General features: G+C 72.3%; 16 protein-coding genes and 1 pseudogene. 9 read left to right on the forward strand and 8 right to left on the reverse strand.

What is annotated here, in order from left to right:
• Window positions 1–94: 94 nt before the first annotated feature.
• The 3 genes and pseudogenes from ACIBJF_RS20640 to ACIBJF_RS20650 form a co-directional block, all read left to right on the forward strand.
• Window positions 95–373, forward strand: a pseudogene (locus ACIBJF_RS20640) (TIM barrel protein); the annotation flags it as partial.
• A gap of 180 nt (window positions 374–553) precedes the next feature.
• Window positions 554–1,735 carry an acyltransferase family protein gene (locus ACIBJF_RS20645; RefSeq protein WP_399175444.1) on the forward strand — a complete coding sequence of 394 codons (1,182 nt, stop codon included), beginning with the start codon at window positions 554–556 and terminating at the stop codon, window positions 1,733–1,735.
• Between the two features lie 251 nt (window positions 1,736–1,986).
• Entirely contained in the window at window positions 1,987–2,757 is a 771-nt protein-coding gene (locus ACIBJF_RS20650) for a class I SAM-dependent methyltransferase (protein ID WP_399175446.1), read from the forward strand.
• A gap of 148 nt (window positions 2,758–2,905) precedes the next feature.
• Here ACIBJF_RS20650 and ACIBJF_RS20655 read toward each other — a convergent pair whose 3' ends face one another.
• The 8 genes from ACIBJF_RS20655 to ACIBJF_RS20690 form a co-directional block, all read right to left on the reverse strand.
• Window positions 2,906–3,148 carry a chaplin gene (locus tag ACIBJF_RS20655; RefSeq protein ID WP_399175448.1) on the reverse strand — a complete coding sequence of 81 codons (243 nt, stop codon included), beginning with the start codon at window positions 3,146–3,148 and terminating at the stop codon, window positions 2,906–2,908.
• Between the two features lie 140 nt (window positions 3,149–3,288).
• Window positions 3,289–5,568 (reverse strand): catalase, encoded by a 2,280-nt coding sequence (locus ACIBJF_RS20660; protein WP_399175449.1) that lies wholly within the window; start codon window positions 5,566–5,568, stop codon window positions 3,289–3,291.
• A gap of 496 nt (window positions 5,569–6,064) precedes the next feature.
• A complete protein-coding gene (locus ACIBJF_RS20665) occupies window positions 6,065–7,528 on the reverse strand; it encodes an aminotransferase class I/II-fold pyridoxal phosphate-dependent enzyme (protein ID WP_399175451.1) in 1,464 nt (487 codons plus the stop codon).
• 167 nt (window positions 7,529–7,695) lie between these two features.
• A complete protein-coding gene (locus ACIBJF_RS20670; RefSeq protein ID WP_399175453.1) occupies window positions 7,696–9,867 on the reverse strand; it encodes a discoidin domain-containing protein in 2,172 nt (723 codons plus the stop codon).
• Window positions 9,868–9,977: 110 nt separating this feature from the next.
• Window positions 9,978–11,333, reverse strand: coding sequence for an FAD-binding protein (locus tag ACIBJF_RS20675; RefSeq protein ID WP_399175455.1), 1,356 nt, complete (start codon window positions 11,331–11,333; stop codon window positions 9,978–9,980).
• A gap of 129 nt (window positions 11,334–11,462) precedes the next feature.
• Window positions 11,463–12,278 carry an inositol monophosphatase family protein gene (locus tag ACIBJF_RS20680; protein WP_399175457.1) on the reverse strand — a complete coding sequence of 272 codons (816 nt, stop codon included), beginning with the start codon at window positions 12,276–12,278 and terminating at the stop codon, window positions 11,463–11,465.
• A gap of 77 nt (window positions 12,279–12,355) precedes the next feature.
• The gene (locus tag ACIBJF_RS20685; RefSeq protein WP_399175459.1) at window positions 12,356–14,149 is read right to left on the reverse strand and encodes an RICIN domain-containing protein; all 1,794 of its coding nucleotides are present in this window, start codon (window positions 14,147–14,149) and stop codon (window positions 12,356–12,358) included.
• Window positions 14,150–14,297: 148 nt separating this feature from the next.
• Complete coding sequence (locus ACIBJF_RS20690; protein WP_399175461.1) at window positions 14,298–15,479, reverse strand: FAD-dependent oxidoreductase; 1,182 nt, start codon at window positions 15,477–15,479, stop codon at window positions 14,298–14,300.
• 104 nt (window positions 15,480–15,583) lie between these two features.
• Between ACIBJF_RS20690 and ACIBJF_RS20695 the strand changes: the two genes are divergently transcribed.
• From ACIBJF_RS20695 to mdlC, 6 genes are all read left to right on the forward strand, one after another.
• Window positions 15,584–15,907, forward strand: coding sequence for a ribosomal protein L7/L12 (locus ACIBJF_RS20695; protein ID WP_399175463.1), 324 nt, complete (start codon window positions 15,584–15,586; stop codon window positions 15,905–15,907).
• Window positions 15,908–15,987: 80 nt separating this feature from the next.
• Window positions 15,988–16,995: a Ppx/GppA family phosphatase gene (locus ACIBJF_RS20700; RefSeq protein ID WP_399175464.1), complete on the forward strand. Its 1,008-nt coding sequence runs from the start codon at window positions 15,988–15,990 to the stop codon at window positions 16,993–16,995.
• Between the two features lie 140 nt (window positions 16,996–17,135).
• Window positions 17,136–18,086 (forward strand): ABC transporter substrate-binding protein, encoded by a 951-nt coding sequence (locus ACIBJF_RS20705; protein ID WP_399175466.1) that lies wholly within the window; start codon window positions 17,136–17,138, stop codon window positions 18,084–18,086.
• On the forward strand, window positions 18,083–18,883 hold the full coding sequence (locus ACIBJF_RS20710) for an ABC transporter permease (protein WP_399175468.1): 801 nt from the start codon (window positions 18,083–18,085) through the stop codon (window positions 18,881–18,883). Before ACIBJF_RS20705 ends, ACIBJF_RS20710 begins: the two co-directional genes overlap by 4 nt.
• Entirely contained in the window at window positions 18,880–19,725 is an 846-nt protein-coding gene (locus ACIBJF_RS20715) for an ABC transporter permease (RefSeq protein WP_399175470.1), read from the forward strand. Before ACIBJF_RS20710 ends, ACIBJF_RS20715 begins: the two co-directional genes overlap by 4 nt.
• A complete protein-coding gene (mdlC, locus tag ACIBJF_RS20720; protein ID WP_399175472.1) occupies window positions 19,722–21,329 on the forward strand; it encodes a benzoylformate decarboxylase in 1,608 nt (535 codons plus the stop codon). Before ACIBJF_RS20715 ends, mdlC begins: the two co-directional genes overlap by 4 nt.
• The last annotated feature ends 1 nt before the right edge of the window (window position 21,330 follow it).

Genomic DNA, 21,330 nt, shown 5'->3' on the forward strand with positions numbered 1-21,330 from the left:
CCTCGAGGGTCTCCTCCGGTATCGCCATGACAGCCCATCTACCATGCCACACAGTGAAGTTGAGCCGACGCCAGCAGTTATTTGCTTACAACTCCGTGACAAGCTGCGGCACGTGCACATCGCGGACTCCTTCAACCACAAGGGGTCCTCCGGCCTGCGGTACATCCTGAACCCGCCGGGCACCCCGGCCCGGATCCACCAGCACCTGGACATAGGGCAGGGCGAGGTCGACTGGGACGCCTTCTTCGGCACCCTGCGCGAGCTGGGGTTCGACGGCGTGGCCACGGCCTGTGTGTTCGCCTGGGAGGAGCGGGCCAGGGAGTCCTCGGCGTTCATGCTGGAGCGGATCACCAAGGAACTGGCCGCGAGCTGATCAAGGCGGGACGTGGGGCGTCACTCGTACGGGTGCACCCGGTCCAGGCGTCCGTGGCAGAGGGAGGCCGCTGTCGTTCGGCAGCGAGTGTGATGTTTGCCATGTGACGTGATGGATCAGAGGCGAACGGGCAACATACCCCTTCACGCCCCACGCCAACCCTCTGCGGCAGGTGATTCGATGACAACGGCGACGACCCGGACGATCCGGACGACGCCGAACGCCAGTGCCGGCGACACGACCGCCAGGGATTCCCCAGCCGCCGCCATGCCCTCGCTGCCGTCCCTCACGGGACTGCGGTGGATGGCGGCACTGCTGGTGTTCGGACTTCATGTGAACAACTTCGGCTACTTCGGAGGCACCGGTGGCCGCCTCGTGTCCTGGGGATTCGGGGCCGGCGCCACCGGTGTGTCGTTCTTCTTCGTGCTCTCCGGCTTCGTCCTGACCTGGTCGGCGCGGCCCCGTGACAGAGTGCTCGCCTTCTGGCGGCGGCGCATCGCGCGCATCTATCCGGTGCACCTGGTCACTCTGGCCCTCGCCCTGGTCATGACGTACACGCTCGGGAACCAGCCGAGGCCGACGCCGAAGCAGACGCTGTCCAATCTGCTGCTGCTGCATTCCTGGTGGCGCCCCTGGTGGCAGACGCTGAACCCGGTCAGCTGGTCCCTCGCCTGCGAGGCGTTCTTCTACGCCTCCTTCCCGCTGCTGTTCCTGCTGCTGCGCCGGCTCGGCGCGCGCGGTTCGGCAGCGCTCGGCGCTCTGGCGGTGGTGGCGGTCTTCGTGCTGGCCCGGGCGGACGCCCACCACTGGTGGAGATACGCGCTGTACTCCTTCCCGGCGGTCCGGCTGCCCGAGTTCGTCCTCGGCGCTGTCACCGCGCGGCTGGTGCTGCTCGGCCGGTGGCGGGGGCCCGGTCTCGAGGCCTCGCTCGCCCTGGCCATCATCGGCTACTTCCTCGTCCCGCAGGTCGCACCCGGCTACTCGGCCACCGTGTGCACCATCGCCGGGTTCACGCTGCTCATCCCGGCCGCGGCCGTCGCGGACGTACAAGGGCTGCCCTCGCTGTGGCGGCGCCGGCGGCTGGTGCGGCTCGGCGAGCTGTCGTTCGCCTTCTACATGATCCATCTTCTGGTGCTGCAGTCCGCCACACGGTTGCTCGGGACCAAGCCGCACTTCGGTCTGCTGGCGGGGATCGCCGTGACCACGACCGCGTTCACGGTGTCGCTCGGGCTGTCCTGGCTGCTGTACGAGGCGGTGGAGCGCCCGGCGAGACGCCTGCTGCTGCGCGGGCGCCGCCGCCCGGCCGCACAGCAGGATGCGGCACAGGCCGGCGGCGAGGCCCCGGCCGCGAGACGGGACTGAGCCGGTCCCCCTGCCTGTCGCGGACGCTCCCGGGCAAGCGGACGGGAAAGTGCCCCCGGCTCGATCGAGGAAGGCCGCGTGCCGGTGTGCCGTGGGGCTCGCAAGGCCCGTCCGCCGCCCCTCTGGGGCAGGCCCCTCGCCTCTCCTGCGCCGGCCGCTCACAGGCCCGCCGGTGCCCTCGGGCCGAGCCCGGCGACCTGGCCTTCCGCCGTCGCCGTCCCTAGGTTCTGGGCATCGGGAAAGGGGGCCGGATGGACCGGGACATCCGCACGGTGGAAGACGTACTGCGACTCCTGGACGGGCTGTTCGCGCCGGAGGCCGACCGGTGGACGCGCGGCGCGGCCGCATGGTGGGACGGCTTCTATGCGGAACGGGACAAACCAGTGCCGTTCTTCGCGGCGAAGCCGGACGAGAACCTGGTGTCCTACCTGGAGCGCGGTCTGATCGCGCCGGGGCGGGCCCTCGACCTGGGCTGTGGCCCCGGCCGCAATGCCTCGTACCTCGCCGCGCACGGCTTCGAGGTGGACGCCGTCGATCTCTCGCCCGCCGCGATCGCCTGGGCCGAGGAGCGGGCGCGGGAGGTGGGGCCGGGCGCCGCGGGAGCAGGCGCCCGGGTGGGAGGCGTCCGGTTCCACTGCGGGGACGCGTTCACCCTGACGGCGGACGGCACGAGCGAGCTGCCCGGCCCGTACGACCTGGTCTACGACTCCGGCTGCTTCCACCACCTGCCACCGCACCGCCGGGTCAGCCATCTCGCGCTGCTGGAGCGTGTGCTGGCGCCCGGCGGGCATTTCGCGCTCACCTGTTTCGCCGCAGGGCGGATGGGGTCCGAGCTCCCCGACGCGGCCTTCTACCGCGAGCCCGGCCTGCACGGCGGTCTCGCCTACACACCCGAGTCACTGCGGCGGATCTTCTCCGATCTTCAGGAGGTCGAACTGCGCCCCATGCGGCAGGAACCGGCGGGCTCCGCGCTGTTCGGGGAGGAGTTCCTCTGGACGGCGCTGTTCCGCCGTCCCACCTGACCGGCGTCCTTCCACCCCCGGGGGTGGTGCCGGCCGGCGCTCGACGAGTTGCCCGCCCCCATCGCGCCAAACGTGCGGTGAGCATCTTCCCGGGGCCCGAACAGCCGTGCGCCGGCTCCCGCGCATGGGAGCCGGCGCACGGGCGGCGTCACCGGTTGGCGCAGGCGCTGCCGGCGGCCGGGTTCAGCAGCCCGATGAGATTGATGCTGTCGCCGCACGCGTTGACCGGGATCTCGACCGGCACCTGGATGACATTGCCCGAGACGAGACCAGGGCTGTTGACGGCGCTGCCGGTCGTCGGGTCCGGGTCCGCGGCGAAGGCGGTCGCCGAGCCACCCATGGCAAGGACACCCGCGAGAACGGCCGTTGTGGCGAAGCTGCGAAGACGCATGATCTGCCTTACTGGTTGACGGAGGGGCGCTTCCATCGGACCCGCGACCCACGCCGTCCGCCTGTTCTGGTACGCCGTTCGGGGCCGGACCAGGCGGACAGCCGCGAAGTGCCGTTCGGTGACCCCTGCCTGGGGGACCGTCAGGCGGTCGACGGGAAGCGGTCCCAGACCCGGTGGGAGCCGAGCAACTGGGTGAGCTGCTGCAGGACCGTCGTGGCGCCGTCGCCGGCGATCACACCGGGCGCGTCGGCGGGGATGCCGGCCGCCTCCAGCGCGGTCTCCCCGCCCTTGGCGGCTCCGATGGCCTTGCCGTGCCGGTACGCCTCCGTCAGCAGCAGGCCCACCCGCGGGTCGGGAGTGCCGTTGCCGCCGGTGGGCAGGCCTGCCTTGGCGTCCCGGGCGCCGTAGGCATCGACGCCGATGCCCGGGGCACCGGCCACGAGCAGCGCGTCGAACTCAACGGAGCGTGCCGTCGCATAGGTCCGCTGGACGGCCGGGCCGTCCGGGCCGGAGCCGAGGGTGCCGCCCGTGGGTGCGACGACGAGCGGGACCATGCCCCCGTCCAGCACCTCCTGGCGTACGGCCTGTACGCCGTCCAGGTCGCCGTCGGGGCCGGTGATGATGCCGATGACCCGGCCGTCGGTGGGCCAGGTGCGCCCGACCTGGGACAGGGCGGGGCTGGGCTCGACGTCGGCCAGGGGAACGCTGGGTGCGGGGGCGGGCAGGCCGAGGCCGGTGGCGACGCCCGCGCACAGGTCCGGGTCGATGTTCGCCAGCACCTGCAACGCCCGTTCCCTGATGGCCTGTTCGTAGCACTTGGCGAGTTCGAAGGTGTAGGCGCCGATGATGTGCTCGCGCTCCACCGGGCTCATGCTGAGCCAGAACCGGCGCGGCTGGCTGAAGTGGTCGTCGAAGGACGCCGGTGCCTCGCGGACCTTCGTCGCCTCCGGCACCCGGACCGGCGCCTCGACGAACGCGCCCGCGTCGGCGCCGGCCGTGAACGGGCAGCCGCCGTCCAGGGAGTTGGGCCGGTAGGGGGCCACGCCCTGGTGCACGGCCGTCTGGTGCATTCCGTCGCGCAGCATGTCGTTGACGGGCGCGTGCGGACGGTTGATCGGGATCTGCGCGAAGTTGGGGCCGCCCAGCCGGGTGATCTGGGTGTCCAGGTAGGAGAAGAGCCGGCCCGCGAGCAGCGGGTCGTCGGTGATGTCGATGCCGGGGACGAGGTGGCCGGGGTGGAAGGCGACCTGCTCGGTCTCGGCGAAGAAGTTGAGCGGATTACGGTTGAGGGTGAGCAGGCCGATGGGCTGCACGGGGGCCAGTTCCTCGGGGACGATGTTCGTCGGGTCCAGCAGGTCGATGCCCTCGAACGTCTGGTCGGGGGTGTCGGGGAAGGTCTGGATGCCGAACTCCCACTCGGGGTAGGCGCCCGCCTCGATGGCGTCAGCGAGGTCCCGGCGGTGGAAGTCCGGGTCCACGCCGTTGATGATCTGGGCCTCCTCCCACACCAGCGAGTGCACGCCCAGCTTCGGCTTCCAGTGGAACTTCACCAGGGTCGTGCCGCCGGCGGCGTCGACCAGGCGGAAGGTGTGGATCCCGAAGCCCTCCATGGTGCGGAAGGAGCGCGGGATGCCACGGTCGGACATGTTCCAGAGGGTGTGGTGCGTGGCCTCGGTGTGCAGGGTGACGAAGTCCCAGAAGGTGTCGTGGGCGCTCTGGGCCTGCGGGATCTCCCGGTCGGGGTGGGGTTTGGCGGCGTGGACGACGTCCGGGAACTTGATCGCGTCCTGGATGAAGAAGACCGGGATGTTGTTGCCGACCAGGTCGAAGACGCCCTCGCTGGTGTAGAACTTCGTCGCGAATCCGCGGGTGTCGCGGACGGTGTCGGCGGAGCCCCGGGAGCCGAGCACGGTGGAGAAGCGGACGAACACCGGCGTCTCCACGCCCTCGGCGAGGAAGGCCGCCTTCGTCACGTTCGCCGCCGTGCCGTAGCTGCGGAAGATCCCGTGCGCCGCGGCGCCGCGGGCGTGGACCACGCGCTCGGGGATGCGTTCGTGGTCGAAGTGCATGACCTTTTCCCGCAGATGGTGGTCCTGCAGGAGGACCGGGCCGCGGGGTCCCGCCTTGAGCGAGTGGTCCGTGTCGTACAGCCGCGTGCCCTGGGCGTTGGTCAGCCGGCTGCCGCTCTGCGCCATCCGTGCCTGGTCGGCGCCGGTGGGCTGACCGGTGGGCGAGACGGTCTCCGGGCCGGTCTGGTCGGGCTTGGGCGGGAGTGGCTCATGGGGTTCGGTCGGCTCGGCGACCGACGGGGACCGGGCACCCGGCTTTCCGGGGAGGCCCTGCTCCGGGCCCGCGCCGTCGCCCCGCAGGACGTCCGTCGCCTTCTCCGCCGCTCGCTTCAAGGGGTTCGTCTCGCTCATCGCTCTGCTTCCTTCGCTGGTCACGGGGTGGGCCCGGCACCGGCGAAGCGGGGCGTGCGACGCGCGGTGGCCACGCCCGGACATACGGCCGACGACCTGAACAAATGTGGTGAAAGAGGTCGACGCGGTCCTCGTACCGAGGTCCCCGGGCCGGAGCGTCCGAAACCGGGAATCGCGGCGGATTTCCGGTCGGGGTGAAGTCGGGCCGTCTCCCATCGAGTTGCCGGGGCGGCAGGCCCGCCGGACGCGTCGTCCGGGCCCGGGGACCGTCGAGCAGGGCCAAGTGCCCCCTGCCGAGGGTGTCTTCGTCAGGAGGGCCGCCTTCTTGACCCGGCAGGCAGGCACCCGGCCGCCCGCACACGCCACCTTAGGCGCTGGCCCCGGCCCCCGCAGTCCGAAAGGGCCCGGTCACGGGGCACGGACGGCGGGGCAGAGGACCGCCGGCGGCCGGCCAGGGAGCATCCCCGGCCGCGCCCCGGCACCCGGACGGGACCGGTCACGGTCGCGGTGTGACGCGCAGGGTCTCCAGCGACGGGTCCGCCGCGTCGGCGATGAGGAAGCCGTGCGCCACTCCGCTGCGCAGGTAGTCCAGCACCTCCTTGGTGATCACCTCGCCGGGCGCCACGACGGGCACCCCGGGCGGATAGGGACTGATCATCTCGGCGGAGATCCGGCCCACGGCCCGCTCGGCGGGCACCTGTTCGGTGGGACCGAAGAACGCCTCGCGCGGCAGGACGGCCTGTTCCAGTTCGAGCGTCCGGGGCTCGGGCAGCCGGACGGCGGGCCGCCGTTCGATCGAACCGGCGTTGTCGACCAGCGAGCGCATGGCGTCCAGCAGGACCTTCTCGGTCTCGTCGTCGTCGGCGTGGGTGATGGAGGCGCTGATCCGGCAGCTGTCCGAGCCGCCCACGTCGACGTGCCGGTGCGTCCGCAGCCACTCGGCCGCCTGCATGCCGCTGATGCCGAGGTCCCGGACGTCCACGACGATCTTCATCGGGTCGAACTCGGCCGCCAGGCCCTCCTCGATCACCTCGCCCCCCATGATCCGCAGCCCCGGCAGTTCCCGCAGCTCCGCCCGGATGCGCTCGGCACGGTGGACGGCCGCCTCCAGCAGCTCATGGCCCCGCTCGACCATCTGCCGCCGCCAGCCGTCCAGGGCGCCGTACACCAGGCAGGAGGCGCTGGTCGTGCCGAGCAGGTCCTCGCGCTGCTTGAGCACCTCGGGCTGCACCCGGTCGTGCTGGAGGTGGAAGACCGAGCTCTGCTCGATGGCACCGCCCATCTTGTGCACGCTGGTGACGACCAGGTCGGCGTCGGCGTCCATGCCCCAGGCCGGGAGGTCCGGGTGGAAGGGCAGATGGGCGCCCCAGGCCTCGTCCACGATGAGCGGTACGTCGTAGGCGTGGCAGGCGTCGGCGACGCCCCGGATGTCGGCGCAGGTGCCCCAGTCGGTGGGTGTGATCAGCAGCATGCCCTTGGCGTCGGGGTGCTCGCGCAGCCGGGCGCGGACGTCGTCGGGCTCCGGCGGATGGGCCATGTGCCGCTCGGTGTCGAACTTCGGGTGGACCCAGATCGGCTCCACACCGTTGATGATCACCGCCGCGACGACCGACTTGTGCGCGTTGCGCGACAGCAGCAGCTTCTCCCCGGGGCCCGCGACCGAGCACATCGCGGTCTTCACGGACAGGGAGCTGCCGCAGGTCGAGAAGAAGGCGTGCTCGGCGCCGACCGCGTCGGCCATCAGCTCCTGCGCCTGTGACAGCACGCCCTGGGACTCCCGGCGGTCGTCCAGGCCGTTGAGGTTCAGTACGTCCGAGCGGAAGACGTCGATGCCGAGGACCTCGGCGACCCTGGGGTCGGTGCCGCGGCCCTGCTTGTGCCCGGGCGGTCCGAACACCACGTCTCCGCGGCGCCGGAACTCCTCCAGGGCCTCGAGTACGGGTGCGCGCGAGTGATCCATGAGTGTCCTCTTCCTCGGCGGGCATGCGGAGGGTGCGGCTCCGTCCGTACGGGCCGCACCGTCCGTGTTGCACTCGCGGCGCACTCGAAACCCCCGGGCACCTCCTCGGCCGCCCGGGCGGGCAGCTCATGACCTGCGCGATCAGGAGCTGCCCGCCCCGGCACGGGTCACGGGAACGACGTCACCTTGGAGGGGACGGTGCTGGTTCCCGAGGTGGGTGCGCCGGTGCTGTCGACCACGTGGGCGTACTGGCCCTTGCCGCCGAGGGAGATCACCAGCAGATCGTGCATCCTGATGCCCGGGCCGGTCGGGACCTGGAAGCCGTGGGCCTGGACGATGGACGGGTCGGCCGTGTAGTTGCAGTAGCTGCCGAGTCCCCAGGCCTCGTGGGCGGTGACGGAGTCGGCGACCTTGTAGGCCGCGTAGCCGACGATGCCGTCATGGGTGATGGCGGCGGCGTCGGGGGCGTCGTACGCCTTCTCGTTCTGGAAGAAGATCGTCCGGCCGCGTTCTCCGTTCCAGTAGACGTCGTACTTGTTGAAGTGTTCGACGAACAGGCCGGTGGCGAGCACGTCGTCGCCGTTGACCCGCAGGCCGTAGTCGGCGCGGTTGGTGTCCCAGCCGACGCCGCTGCCGTGGTCGGCGCGCCAGATCCAGGTGTGGTCGATGATCGCGTCGTCGCTGTCGACCACGAGCGAGTTGGTGGCCAGGCCGGGCCCCGCGCCGCCGATGCGGAAGAACACGTCCTGCACGGTGGTGGGGTCGGCCGAGTGGTCGGCGGTGGAGCCGGGCGTGCCGATGCGCAGCAGCGTGTCGGAGTCGACCGGGCCGGCGTCGATGAGGAAGCCGGCGAGCCGTACGCCGTCGACGTCGGCCACGTGCATCGCGTCGACGCCGTTGTCCGGGACGAGCGTGGCCAGTCCCAGGCCGAGGACGACGGTGTCGGGGCGCGTGACGTCGATGGTCCGGTCGAGGTGGTAGACGCCGGGCGTGAAGAGCAGGTTGAGGCCCTGGGCGAGGGCCGCGTTGATGGTGGCGGCCGTCGCTCCCGGCTTGACGACGTAGAACCGGTCGAGCGGGAGGGAGGTGCCCGGCGTGTTCGGCCAGGAGACGCCGCGTGCGTTGGTGCGTCTGCCGGGGACGAACACCTTGTAGCCGTTGCCGTCCAGGTAGAGGAACGGCTTCTCGCGGGAGACCGGGGTGGTGTCCAGGGTGGTGTACGGGCCGCTGTCGAAGTCGGTCGCGGGGGCGCCCTGGACGCCGGAGAAGGTCATGTTCCAGACGCCGTTGGTCCAGCCGCCGACCGAGCTGTCGCGGGTGTACCACTGCTGCTGGGAGTACGGGCCCACCGTGCCGTCGATCTTCGAGTCCGCGATGTAGCCGCCGGAGGCCCAGCCGTAGCCGGTCGGGGCGAGGTTCATGCCGCCCTTGACGTGGATGCGCCGGAAGGGCGCGGCCTGGGCGACGGCCCAGCGGTCGGTGCCGTTGGAGGGCGTGATCGCGAGGTTCTCCGCCGAACGCCAGAAGTTCTGCGTGGCGTTGCCGTTGGACCAGCCGGCGTCGACGGTGACGTCGCCGTTGATCTGCGTGTCGTCGGGGTTCAGGCCCAGTCCGGAGATGGAGGTGTAGAAGCCGAGCTGGGCGTTGATGTTGTCGTACGTGCCCGGCTTGAGAAGGAACTGGTAGCGGCCGGTGCCGAACTGGGCGGACTCCTGCTGATGGAAGACGTCGTCGAACTTCTGCTGGAGGTCGGGCGTGGAGGGGTCCACGACGATGACGTTCGGGCCGAGGTCGCCGCCGCCCTGGATCGGGCCGGTCGCGGTGGTCGTGGTGTGCACGGCCATCTCCCAGAGGGAGTAGCCGTACCCGGTGCCGCGTGCGGTGCCGTACATGCGGACGTACCGGCCGGTGCCGCCGACGTCGTACGACGCCGTTCCTCCGCTCGCGCCGGTGACGGTCTTGAGGGTGGTCCAGTTCTGGCCGTCGGTCGAGGCCTGGAGCTGGAAGTCCTTGCCGTAGGCGGTCTCCCAGTTCAGGTCGATCCGGCACAGGTCCGTGACCGCGCCGAGGTCGACCTGGAGCCACTGCGGGTCGCTGAACCCGCTGGACCAGCGGGTGGAGGTGGTGCCGTCGAAGGCGGCGGAGGCGGGTGTGCCGGCGTTCTCGGTGGAGGACGCCGTGGCCGGCCGTCCCTGGGCGGCGTCGGCCGTGTCGCAGGTCTGCGTCCCGGCCGCGGCGGCCTGGGTGTGGGCGAGGGGCGGGGTGATCAGCGCGGCCAGGGCGGCCAGGGCGACACCCAGGTGTCTCGGTCTCGTGCGGCTTCCGTTCCGGCTTCTCATCTGGCGGCTCCCATGGAAAAGCGGCTCAACTGGGCGACCTTACAGCTTAGTTCATGTTTTGATTTAAGTGGTGAGGCAAGCGGGCGGCAAGCCTTCGGAAGTCAAAACCTTCAGAACCGCAGGCCGTGTCCGCGTGCCAGGACGAGATGCGGGTCGAAGCGCCGTTTCGCGGCGGCGAAGGCCGGCCGGCTACTGCCGTAGTGGTCCCGCCAGTCGGCGTCCGACATGGGCAGGGCGTTGACGGGATAGGCGACTGCACCCCGGGAGCGGGCCCGTTCGTACGCGGCGCGGTTGGCCGCCACCATCGCCGCGACCGCCTCGGGACTGCCGGGCGGTGCCGTGCGCAACAGGGCGAACAGATACAGGACTTCACCGGAGGGACGACGGAAGAGGGGCGCCCTCAACCGGTCGGAGAGCAGCGGGTACAGCAGGACGAGGCCGGTGTCACGCAGATCCCGGAAGGCGGGGTCGGCGAGCACGGCGCGGACGACGGACTCGGCGCTGTCGTGCGGAGGCAGCAGATTGAGCCACGGGTGCGGATACAGCCACTCCCCGGTCTCCCGCAGGACTTCTTCGTCGGTGTCCACGCGAAGGGCGAACTCGCCGTATCCCAGGTCCTCCGTCTCCAGCGCGGCGCGGTCGTGCCCGAGTCCGTCGAGAAGGGCGGCGTCGTCGGGCGGGCAGGGGCCGTCGTACGGGGCCACGGCCTCGATCATGTACTGCCAGCCGTGCTTACCGGCCGGCCGCGCCTGGCCCTCCAGATGGGTGAAACGCTGTTCCTCGGCGAGTCTTCGCTGGTCGGCGAGGTAGTGGGCGAGGCCGGCGTAGTACAGGCAGTAGCGGCGGACCCGGTCGGGGGCCGGGACGAGGCGCAGGGTGGCGGCCACGATGACGGCACACTGGCCGAGTCCGGCGAGCACGGCGTGGAACAGCTCCGGATCCCGGTCCGGTGAGCAGACCCGGTGCTCCCCGGCCCCGGTCACCACCTCCAGCTCCAGGACCTGGTCCGCGACCAGGCCGTGCCGGTGACCGGCCCCGCCGAGTCCGCCCGCCGACAGGACACCGCCGACACCCGCGCCGAGGTAGTCGGTGAGGACCGGCGGGGTGCGGCCGTGCGGCAGGGTGGCGGCCAGCACCTCCCGCCACAACGCGCCTGCCTGCACGGTGACTTGGCCGTGGGCCACGGGACCGACCCGGTTCATCGCCCGCAGGTCCAGCACGATCCCGCCGCCCGCCTGCCCCTGCCCGTACATCGAGTGGCCGCCGCCGCGCACGCTCACCGGGACACCCCGGGGTCCGGCGAACTCCAGCAGGTCCCGGATCTCGGCTGCGGACCGTGGGCGCAGGACCGCCAGCGGCGGGGCCGACACGATGTGCCCGAAGTCCTGGGCGGCCTCGCGCAGGGTCTCCGAGCGGGTGTCCAGGGCCTGTTCGAAGCGGGTGGCGAGGTCGGCGGCCAGGGTCATGCGGGCATCACACCAGACGAGCGGCGACCGAGTCGAGAAGGCGCGGCGGGCTCGGCCGCGCCTGTCCGCGCCTCGGCGGAGGGTTTCAACTCGGCCCGTATGCACGTCCCTTGACGCCGAGCACCTCGGCTAACTCCCCTCGCCCCTCTGGTTCTTGACGAGCTCCAGCAGCGCGGCGTGGGTCTCCGCGTCGGCCGCCGCGACGAGCCCGCCCGCGCCGCTGAGCACGGGCTCGCCGTACAGGCCGGTCACCGTGCAGCCCGCCGCCCGGCACAGGGCGATCCCCGCCGCGAAGTGCACGCTGTCGCGCAGGTCGCCGTCGGTGACATAGGCGGCCCGGCGTCCGGCGGCCACCCAGGCCACCGCGAGGGTGCTGGAGACGACCCTGGGCCGGAACCGCTCGGCGAAACCCGGGTCGGCCAGAAGCCGGACCGCCTGGAAACCGGGGGCGTTGGGGAACGGCGGATCGAGGTTCACGTCCACCAGCGCGGATCCGGCCCAGGGCGTGAGCCGTTCGTCCGCGCCCTCCCTGCGGACCCAGGCCGTCTCGCCGTCGGTCCAGAACACCTCGCCGCTGAACGGGTCGGCGGTCGCGGCGGCCGTGACCTCGGTTCCCTGGCGCAGAGCGACGTTCACGCCGACGAGCATGTTTTGCACCGCGTAGTTGAGGGTGCCGCACAGCGGGTCGACGAGCCAGCGGCGGTGCGCGTCGGCGGCGCCGGAGCGTCCGCTCTCCTCGCCGGTGACGGCGTCGTCGGGGTGGGCGGCGCGCAGTACGTCCAGGATGGCGCGCTCGGCGGCGAGGTCCGCCTCGGTCGCGAAGTCCCCGGCGGACTTGTCGTAGCGTTCGAGCCGGCTGCCGTAGAGGTCACGGACCACGGCTGCGCCCGCCTGGGCCGCGCGCACGGCCAGCTGGGCGTCGGAATCCCCGTTGGTGATCGACATGGCCGCAGGATAGACGGAAGTCTCCTGGCCGCCGGGGGGAGTTGGGCCCCGGCCCGTGCGGGTCGGGGCCGGTTCGGCTAGCGGCGTGCGAAGCCGGTCGCGGTGAGGGACAGGGTCTGTTCGGCGGCGGTGCGTCCGCCGCCGGCGGAACTTCCGCTGCGGTCCGTCCAGGTGCGCAGCGGCGTGGTCTCGGCGAGCCGGCCGGAGGTGGCGGAGAGGCCGAGCACGAGTCCGCTGTAGCGGTTGACCAGACGGTAGGTGCCGCCGGAGGCGTTCGGGATCACGAACCACTGCCGGCCGACGGAGGGACCGCCGTTCCGTGCGGCGGTGACGGTCGGCCTGGCGCCCCAGACCCGGCCGGCGGCGGAGGAGGAGTCGACGCCGAGCAGCCGGCCGCTCGCCGCGTTGGTGAGGGTGAAGGCGCCGTCGCCGGTCGGGGTGGAGACCCAGATGTCGCGGCCGGTTGCGGTGGGCCGCGTCAGCGAAGTGGTGCCGGTTCCGCCGGCCGCCTGGGCGAGGATCCGGCCCGCGTCGCTCGCGATGCGGTAGCGGCGGCTCGTGTCCATCGGCGGGGCCGCCGGTGTGCCGGGGTCGACGGTGATGTCGACGTACTCGCCGGAGGCGTCGTGGGAGCAGCCGAAGGCGCAGTAGGAGCGGAAGGACCTGCCGACGATCGTGGAGCCGGTGCGGTTGGCGCTGTCGAGGAACCAGCGGTACCAGGAGGCGTTGGTGTAGCTGCCGGTGTCGCCGATCAGGCGCCACTTCTGGGTGCTCAGGTCGTCGGTGGCGTAGAGGTACTGCGGTGAGCCGCCGCTCTGGTCGACGGCCTGCGGTTCGCCGATGTACAGCCCGAGATGGGCGTCGTAGGCGATGTTCATCACGAACAGCGGCGAGGTCGGGGGCATCGTGCCCGCCGTGATCTGCTGGGCGGCGGTGCCGGTGTTGGCCGGGTCGTACTCGGCGGAGGCGGGGGTGTATCCGGTGGGGTGGTCGGCGTCGACCGGGACGATGTCGCTCTCCCTGCCGCCGGTGCCGGGCTGCGACCAGGCGCCGTCGTACCACTTGCGCCAGGAGCCGGGCGCCATCTTGGCCGAGATCGGAGCGCGGGCCACGTGCTCGTAGAAGGCCCTCCAGCCGCCGCTCTTGTCGATGATCCGGGAGCCGTAATAGACGTAGAAGTAGCCGGAGGCGGTGTCGACGAAGAGGCGCTGGTCGCCGTCGCCGTAGGAGTACGTCTGGTTCGGGAAGGCCGTGGTGTCCCCGCGCTCGGTGCTGTAGGGGGACGTGATCACGTGGTCCTCGATGGTCCAGGTGCGGCCCCGGTCGGTGGAGACGGCGTAGTCGATGGCGTCGTAGTGCAGTCCGTCGCCGAAGGGCTGCGGGGTGAACTCGTTGTGCACCAGGCCGTACCAGTCGCCGGTGTCGGGGTCGACCCACACCCCGGACAGGTCGCAGTAGTTCTTCTGGGCGTAGCCGGAGCCGCTCGGCGCGTACGTCGCCTCCCGGCCGGTGGGGCTGTTGTTGCAGCGCCAGGTGGTGTCGTCGTTGCGGTCGGCGGGGTTGGCGGGGTTCACCGCCTCGCTCAGGGTCTTGTCGAAGGTCGCGGAGTCGAAGTCCTTGCCGGTGTAGAAGTCCCAGGTGCGCGGGTCCCCGGCGCCGTACAGAGCGGCGGACTGCTGGTAGTGGAAGGTGCCGTCCCGGTCGAGGTAGGGGCTCGCGGGGGTGTCCGTGGGGTGGGTGAAGGGCACCGGGGTCCCCACGGTCACGGTGTAGCCGGCATCGCCGGGTGCGGCGGCCGGTGCCGGGGACGCGATGCCACCGCCCAGGACCAGGGCGGCGGTCGCGGCCGCCGCGCCGCCTGCTCTGCTCAAGAGTCGCAACTGTGCTCCTTGTTGCCGAAGGGCCGGTTGCACGGAACGATCCGGCCCCGGCGGTCTCCCCGGCAATGGACTCCGGTGCGCCGCCTCTTGCACTTTCGCGCGCGTGCGCCCTCGTAGGAGTCCCGGTCGGAGCTCCCGGTCAGTCGTCCTCGGGCGGGTCCGCGGACAGCGGGCTGTCCCAGGCCAGCTGGCGGATCAGCGTCTGGTCCGGCTCGGCGGGACGGGCCACGACGGGAGCGGGACGGGACGGGTTCCGGCCGCCGCGGGAGATACCGCCGCTGACGGTGATGTTGTGCTCCACCCGTGGGCGCCGGTGCCATTCGTAGGCGGTGAACGCGCTCTGCGCGTCGGGCAGGTCGCGCAGCGCCTTGGCCAGGACGACGGCGTCCTCCAGGGCCATCGAGGCACCCTGCCCGGTCGCCGGGGAGGCCGCGTGCGCCGCGTCGCCGATGAGCAGGATCCTCCCGCGGTGCCACATCGCGCCCAGCGGCATCTCGGTGGCGTTGGTGACCATGACGGGCCCCTGGGAGGCGGCGACGACGTCCGCGGCGGGTGTGAAGTCCTTGCGCAGCAGCGGCAGCAGCTCCTCGCGCCACGGGGCGCGGTGCGCGGAGCCGCCGGCGGGCAGCGGTTCCGTGCTCACGCGGGCGAACCAGTACGGCTGCCCGGCCGGCGACACCGCGTATCCGACCGTGGTCTCGCTGCCCCGGACGAAGGTGATGACGCCGGTGCCGTCCGAGCCGGCCGCGGTGCCGGAGTAGCCGTAGAAGATCCGCTGGCCCGCGTACCTGGGCCGGACCCCGGGGGTGAGGAGCCGGCGCACGGTGGAGTTCAGCCCGTCGGCGCCGACGAGGAGGTTCGCGTGGGCGGTGCGGCCGTCAGCGAACCGTGCGGTGACGCCGTGCGGGCCGTCCGTGACGGCGACCAGACGGGCGCCGTGGCGCACCCGGATGCCGCGCCGGGCCGCCTCGCCCTGCAGGGCCGCGTTCAGCTCGCCGGGCCGCAGACAGCGGTAGCGCAGTGCAGGTTCGGCGACCTCGCCGAGCGGTGCGTGCGTCAGCTCGGTGCCGTCGCCGTCGAGCAGCCGCAGCGAAGTCAGCGGAAAACCGACGGCCGTGACGGCGTCCGTGGCGTCGAGCTGGGCCAGGGCGCGCATTCCGTTGCTCGCCAGGGTCAGGAACGCCCCGATGTCCTCGGCCGTGTCGGGGTGTGCCTCGTACACGGTGACGTCGTATCCGGCCCTGTGCAGCCCGAGCGCGGCCGCGGTTCCCGCGATGCCGCCGCCGACCACCAGTACCCTCGTCGCGTCCGTCCCGCTCAAGTGCCGCTCCTCGCACCGACAGTGGTGATGACCGTCTAAGGGCAGGAGCCGGGTCGGTGGCGGGCTGGGGGCCGGGATCAGGACAGGTGCCGAGGGGGTGCCGGATGGAGGAGCCACCGTTCGCGGTGGTGCTCACGGGGGTCGGGGACCGCAGGACGGACGTCGTGCGGGTCCTGCGGACCGTCACTGGGCTGGGTGCCTGGCGCAGCGCGCGGTTGTGCGCGGCCGTTCCGGTGCCGGTGGTCGAGAACACCTGGTTCGAGGCCGCCGACGGGGCCGCGGCACGGCTGCGGGCGGCCGGGGCCGAGGCGGACGTGGTGTGCGGGTCGTGTACGCGCACCATCCCGCTGGACGGGCGCCCGGTGGACCCCGGCCCGTGCGCGGCCGGCGCCTGGTTCGGCTCCGACTGCCCCGCGAGCCGTTCCTGAGGGAGCTGCCGGTCGGTGCCGTGCGCACACTCGCCCTCTGAATGACGGGTTCCTGGCGGGAAAGTGGGTACCTCCCGGCCATGCGGGTGAGTGTGCTGGATGCGGGGTCGAACACGGTTCGGTTGGTGATCGCGGATGTGGAGGGTGGCGTTCCGCTGCCGGTGCACACCGTCAAGTGGAAGCTGCGCCTGTCCGAACACGTCGGTCCGGACGGCACCATCGCCGAGGAGGCGGTGGAGGCGCTGGTGAAGGCGGTGGCCGCGGCGGGGGCCACCGCCCGGCGCTGGCATGCCTCGGGGCCCATGGCCTTCGCCACCGCCGTGGTGCGCGCGGCCCCGAACCGGCAGGAACTGCTGCGCCGGGTCGCGGCCGGGACCGGGATCCGCATGTGCACCCTGCCGGGTGAGATGGAGGCCGAGCTGACCTTCCTGGCGGCCCGTCGCTGGCTGGGCTGGCACGCCGGCCCGCTCGCGGTGCTCGACATCGGCGGCGGCTCCCTGGAGGTGGCCTTCGGCCGGGGCCGGCTGCCCGACTTCGCCGCGTCCCTGCCGCTCGGCGCGCGGCGCCTCACCCAGGAGTACCTCGCGGTCCAGGATCCGCCGGGGCCGGAGGAACTGAAGGAACTGCGCCGCCGGATCCGCCATGAACTGCGGGACGTGGCCTCGCGGATCCGCTGGGAACGGCCGCGCACCGCCGCGGTCAGCTCCCGTACGTTCCAGCAGCTGGGCCGGCTGTGCGGGGCGGCGCCCGGGCGCTACGGGCCGTTCGTGCAGCGGGAGATGCGCTGCCGGGATCTGCGCGAGGCGGTCCGCACCCTCGCCGCGCTGCCCGTCGCCGAGCGGGCCCAGCTGCCCGGGATCTCCGCGCCCCGCGCCGAACAGAGCCTGGCGGGAGCGGTCGTCGGGCACACGGCGCTCAAGCTCATGGGGCTGCATGGGGCCGTCGTCTGCCCCTGGGCGATCCGCGAGGGCGTGCTGCTGCGGTACATCGAGGACGGCGCCGACTGGTGGACGGACGCCACCGCCACCACCGACGCCCCGGCCCCCACCCCCGCACCCCCCTTGCGCATCGCCCACCCACGGGCCTGACTCCGGCCTCAGACGGGGGGCCGACCGAGCGCTCGGTTCGTATTTCTCCAAAGACCCCGAAACCCACCACCAACCTGTAGCGATCATGACAATTGCTGGGTAGTCATGCCCCTATGCCTTTACGTCGATCACGACCGGGAATGACGCGAACGAAACGCCTCGCCGCACTCGTCGCCGCGGTGGCGCTGACCCTCGTGGGCTGCGACAGCGGCGGCGAGCCGCACTCCGGTGACGGCCGGCAGCAGCTGACCGTGGCGGCGCTGCCGCTCACCGACTCCGCCGCCCTCTATCTGGCCCGGGACCGCGGGCTGTTCGCCAAGGAGGGCCTGGACGTGCGCATCCAGCCCGTCCAGCAGAGCATCCAGGCACTTCCCGCACTGCTCAAGGGCCAGGTGAACGTGATCGCGAGCGCGAACTACGTCACCTATTTCCAGGCCAACGAGAAGGGCACCCTGGACCTGCGCATCCTCGCCGAGGGCGTCCGGATCGCCTCGCACATGATGGACGTCCTCGTGCCCAAGGACTCGGCACTCAGGAAACCCGCCGATCTCGCGGGCAAGAAGGTCGCCGTGGCCGTCCTCAACAACATCCAGTCCCTGACCCTGAATGCGATCCTGGACGCCCAGGGCGCCGGCCGGCCCGTCTACCGGCAGATCCTCTTCCCGCAGATGGGCCCGGCCCTGCAACGGGGCCAGGTGGACGCCGCCCACGCGGTCGAGCCCTTCGACACCGCCGTACAGGGCGAGTTGGGCGCCCGGGTCCTGCTGGACGGCGGCTCGGGGCCGGCGCGAGGCCTGCCCGCCAGCGGGTACGTAACCACCGCCGACTTCGTGAGGAAGAATCCCAAGGCCGCGGCGGGCTTCCGGCGTGCCGTCGAGGCGGCCTCGAAGCTCGCCGCCGAGGACCCGGGAGCGGTACGCACCGAGCTGCCTAAGTATGCCAAGGTGACCGCGGACCAGGCCAAGGCCATCCACCTGCCCGCGTATCCGGCGTCCGCCGACCCGACCGCACTGCGCCGGCTCATCAAGCTCATGCGCGCCCAGGGGCTGCTGAAGAAGGACGTCGATCCGGCACCCCTGCTGGTGAAATGACACGACGTCAGGAGCTGCTGCTCGGTCTGCTCGGCGCGGCGGTGGCCTTCGGGATCTGCGAGGCAGTCTCCCGCACCGGGATCGTACGGCGCAGCTATCTTCCGCCCGCCTCCGAAGTCCTGGACCGCGCCGCCCGGTTGGCGGGCGACCCGGCCTTTCTGGACGGAATCGGGGTGACCCTGCGGGCGTGGGCGCTGGGCCTCGCCCTGGCCTGTGCGATCGCCGTACCGCTCGGGCTGCTGCTGGGCGCGGTGCCGGTGGTGGAGGCCGCCGTACGCGCGGTGATCGAGGTTCTGCGGCCCCTGCCGTCGATCGCGCTGATCCCGCTGGTGTCGCTGCTGCTCGGGCCGGGCACGCGGACGGAGGTGACGCTGATCGCCTACGCCTCGCTGTGGCCGGTGCTGTTCAACACCGTCTACGGCCTCGGCGAGACCGATCCGCTGGCCAAGGACACCCTGCGCGCCTTCGGGTTCGGGCGGCTCGCGGTGCTGCTGCGGGTGGAGTTGCCAGCCACCGCCCCGTTCATCGCCGCCGGTGTGCGGATCTCGGCCGCGGTCGCCCTGATCCTGGCCGTCGCGACGGAGATCCTCTCCGGCTTCGGCCAGGGCCTCGGCATCTTCATCGCCCAGGCCCAGACGGAGACGGACGGCACGCGGGACGTGCTGGCCGGGGTGGTGTGGGCGGGTGCTCTCGGACTGGTGATCAACGGCGTACTCGTCGGCGCGGAACGGCGGTTGTTCGCCTGGGCGCAGGAACCCCGCCCGGAGGCGGCGAAGTCGCGGCGGAGCCGGCCGTGACCCGGGCACAGGGCAGCGCTCCGTCCGGAACCGCGCCCGGCGCGCCCCGGGCCACCGCCGTCCCCTTCCTGCTGCGCTGGTCGGTGCTCCTCGGCGCCGTCGCCTGCTGGGAACTGGCCGCCCGCGCCCAGCGCAGCGTGTACTTCCCGCCGCCGCTGCGGATCGCCCGGCACGCCCGTGACCTGTGGTTCTCCGGGCCCGTCGGCCATCTGTTCCTCACCCCGGCCGCCGTCGACACCATCCTGCCGAGCCTGGGCCGGATGGCGGCCGGGTTCGCGCTCGCCAGCGTCGCCGGGGTCACCCTGGGGATCGCGGTGGGCCGCTCGCGCCGGGCGTACGCGCTGTGCAACCCGGTGCTGCAGTTCGCACGGGCCGTGCCGCCGCCCGCGCTGGTGCCGGTGTTCGTCGTCGTCTTCGACTTCGGTACGCCCATGCAGGTGGCGTCGATCGTGTTCAGCGCCGTGTGGCCGGTGCTGATCAACTCGGCCGAGGGCGCCCGCGCCACCGACCCGCTGCGGCTCCAGGTGGCGGCCGTGCTGCGGCTGACGGCGCCCGAACGGCTGTGGTTCCTGATCCTGCCCTCGGCGCTGCCCCGGATCTTCGCGGGGCTGCGGCTCAGTCTCTCGCTGTGTCTGATCCTGATGGTGTTCTCGGAGTTGCTGCCGGGCAGTGACAACGGCATCGGTTTCACGCTCACCGACGCCCAGACGCGCTCCGATCTGCTCACCGTGTGGGCCGCGTTGCTGCTGCTCGGCGCGCTCGGGTATCTCCTCAATACCGGTTTGCTGGCGGTCGAGAAGCGGTTCGCCGGCACCAGGACGTCCGCAGGGAGGACGGCATGACGACGGCCACGGTCCGCGAGGCGGTCGTACGGTTTCTGCGCGACACCGGCATGACCACGGTCTTCGGCAATCCCGGCTCCACGGAACTGCGGATGTTCCGCGACTGGCCGGACGACTTCACCTATGTGCTGGGCCTGCAGGAGTCCGTCGCCGTCGGCATGGCGGCCGGGCACGCGCTCGGCACCCGGCGTGCCGCGTTCGTCAGCCTGCACTCGGCCGGCGGGGTGGGGCACGCGCTCGGCGCGGTGTTCAACGCCTTCCGCGACCGGGTGCCGCTGGTGATCGTGGCGGGACAGCAGGCGCGCTCGCTGATCCAGCTGCGGCCGTTCCTCGGCGCCGACGAGCCCGCCCAGTTCCCCCGCCCGTACGTGAAGTCGGCCCGCCAGCCGGAACGGGCCGAGGACGTGCCGGCCGTGCTCGCCGAGGCGTACCGGATCGCGATGACCCATCCACGCGGCCCGGTGTTCGTGTCCGTGCCCGAGGACGACTGGGACCGGCCCGCCGAGCACGTCACGCCTCGCACGGTGCACTCGGCGTTCACGGCCGCCCCGGAAGCCGTCGACGCCCTCGCCGCCCGTCTGGAGACCTGCCGCCGCCCGGCGCTCGTGGTGGGGCCGGGCGTGGACGACGAGGACGCGCTGGACGAGGTCCGGACGCTGGCCGAGCGGATCCGGGCCGGGGTCTGGATCAGCCCGCTCTCCGGCCGCTCCGGCTTCCCCGAGTCGCATCCGCTGTTCCAGGGGTTCCTGCCGCCGATCGCCCGGCACCTGGCGGCGCGCCTCGCGCCGTACGACGTGGTGGTCGCCCTCGGCGCGCCGCTGTTCACCTATCACGTGGCGGACGACGGCCCGCCGCTCGCGCCCGGCACCGAGCTGTTCCATCTGGACTGCGACCCGGGCCAGGCCGCCTGGCTGCCCACCGGCACCAGCATCGTCACCACCCTGCGGCCCGCGCTGGCCCGGCTCACCGGGCTGCTGAAGGGACCCGACCGCGATCCGCCGCCGCCCCGGCCCTCACCCGTCCCGGCCCCCGCCGAGGGACACATCACCCCGGAGCTGCTCTTCGATCTGCTGAGCGCCCGGCTGCCGCGCGACCGGGTCCTCGTGGAGGAGGCGCCGAGCCACCGCGACACGCTGCACGCACGCGTGCCGATCGAGTCGGGCGGAGGCTTCCTCACCACGGGCAGCGGGGCTCTCGGCTGGGGCCTGCCCCTCGCGGTGGGCCGGGCGCTCGCCGACCGGCGCCGGGTGGTGTGCGTGGTCGGCGACGGCTCGGCGCTGTACTCGGTGCAGGCCCTGTGGAGCGCGGCCCGGTACACGGTTCCGGTGACCTACGTCCTTCTGGACAACGGCGGTTACGCGGCCGTGCGCGCGCTGGGCCGCCGGATCGGCATCGCGCCCGTCCCCGGCACGGACATCACGGGCATCGACTTCGCGGCCCTCGCCGGGTCCTTGGGCTGTCCCGCGGCCCGCGTCGAACACCCCGACGAGCTGCCGGCCGCCCTGGACCACGCCCTGGGCCGGGGCGACGGCTCGGGCCCCTTCCTGCTGCACCTGCGGGTCGCCGGCAGCGCGGGTACCCTGTACGAGCCCTGGGCCGGGTGAG

The organism is Streptomyces sp. NPDC050743, assembly GCF_044456925.1.
Lineage (GTDB): Bacteria > Actinomycetota > Actinomycetes > Streptomycetales > Streptomycetaceae > Streptomyces.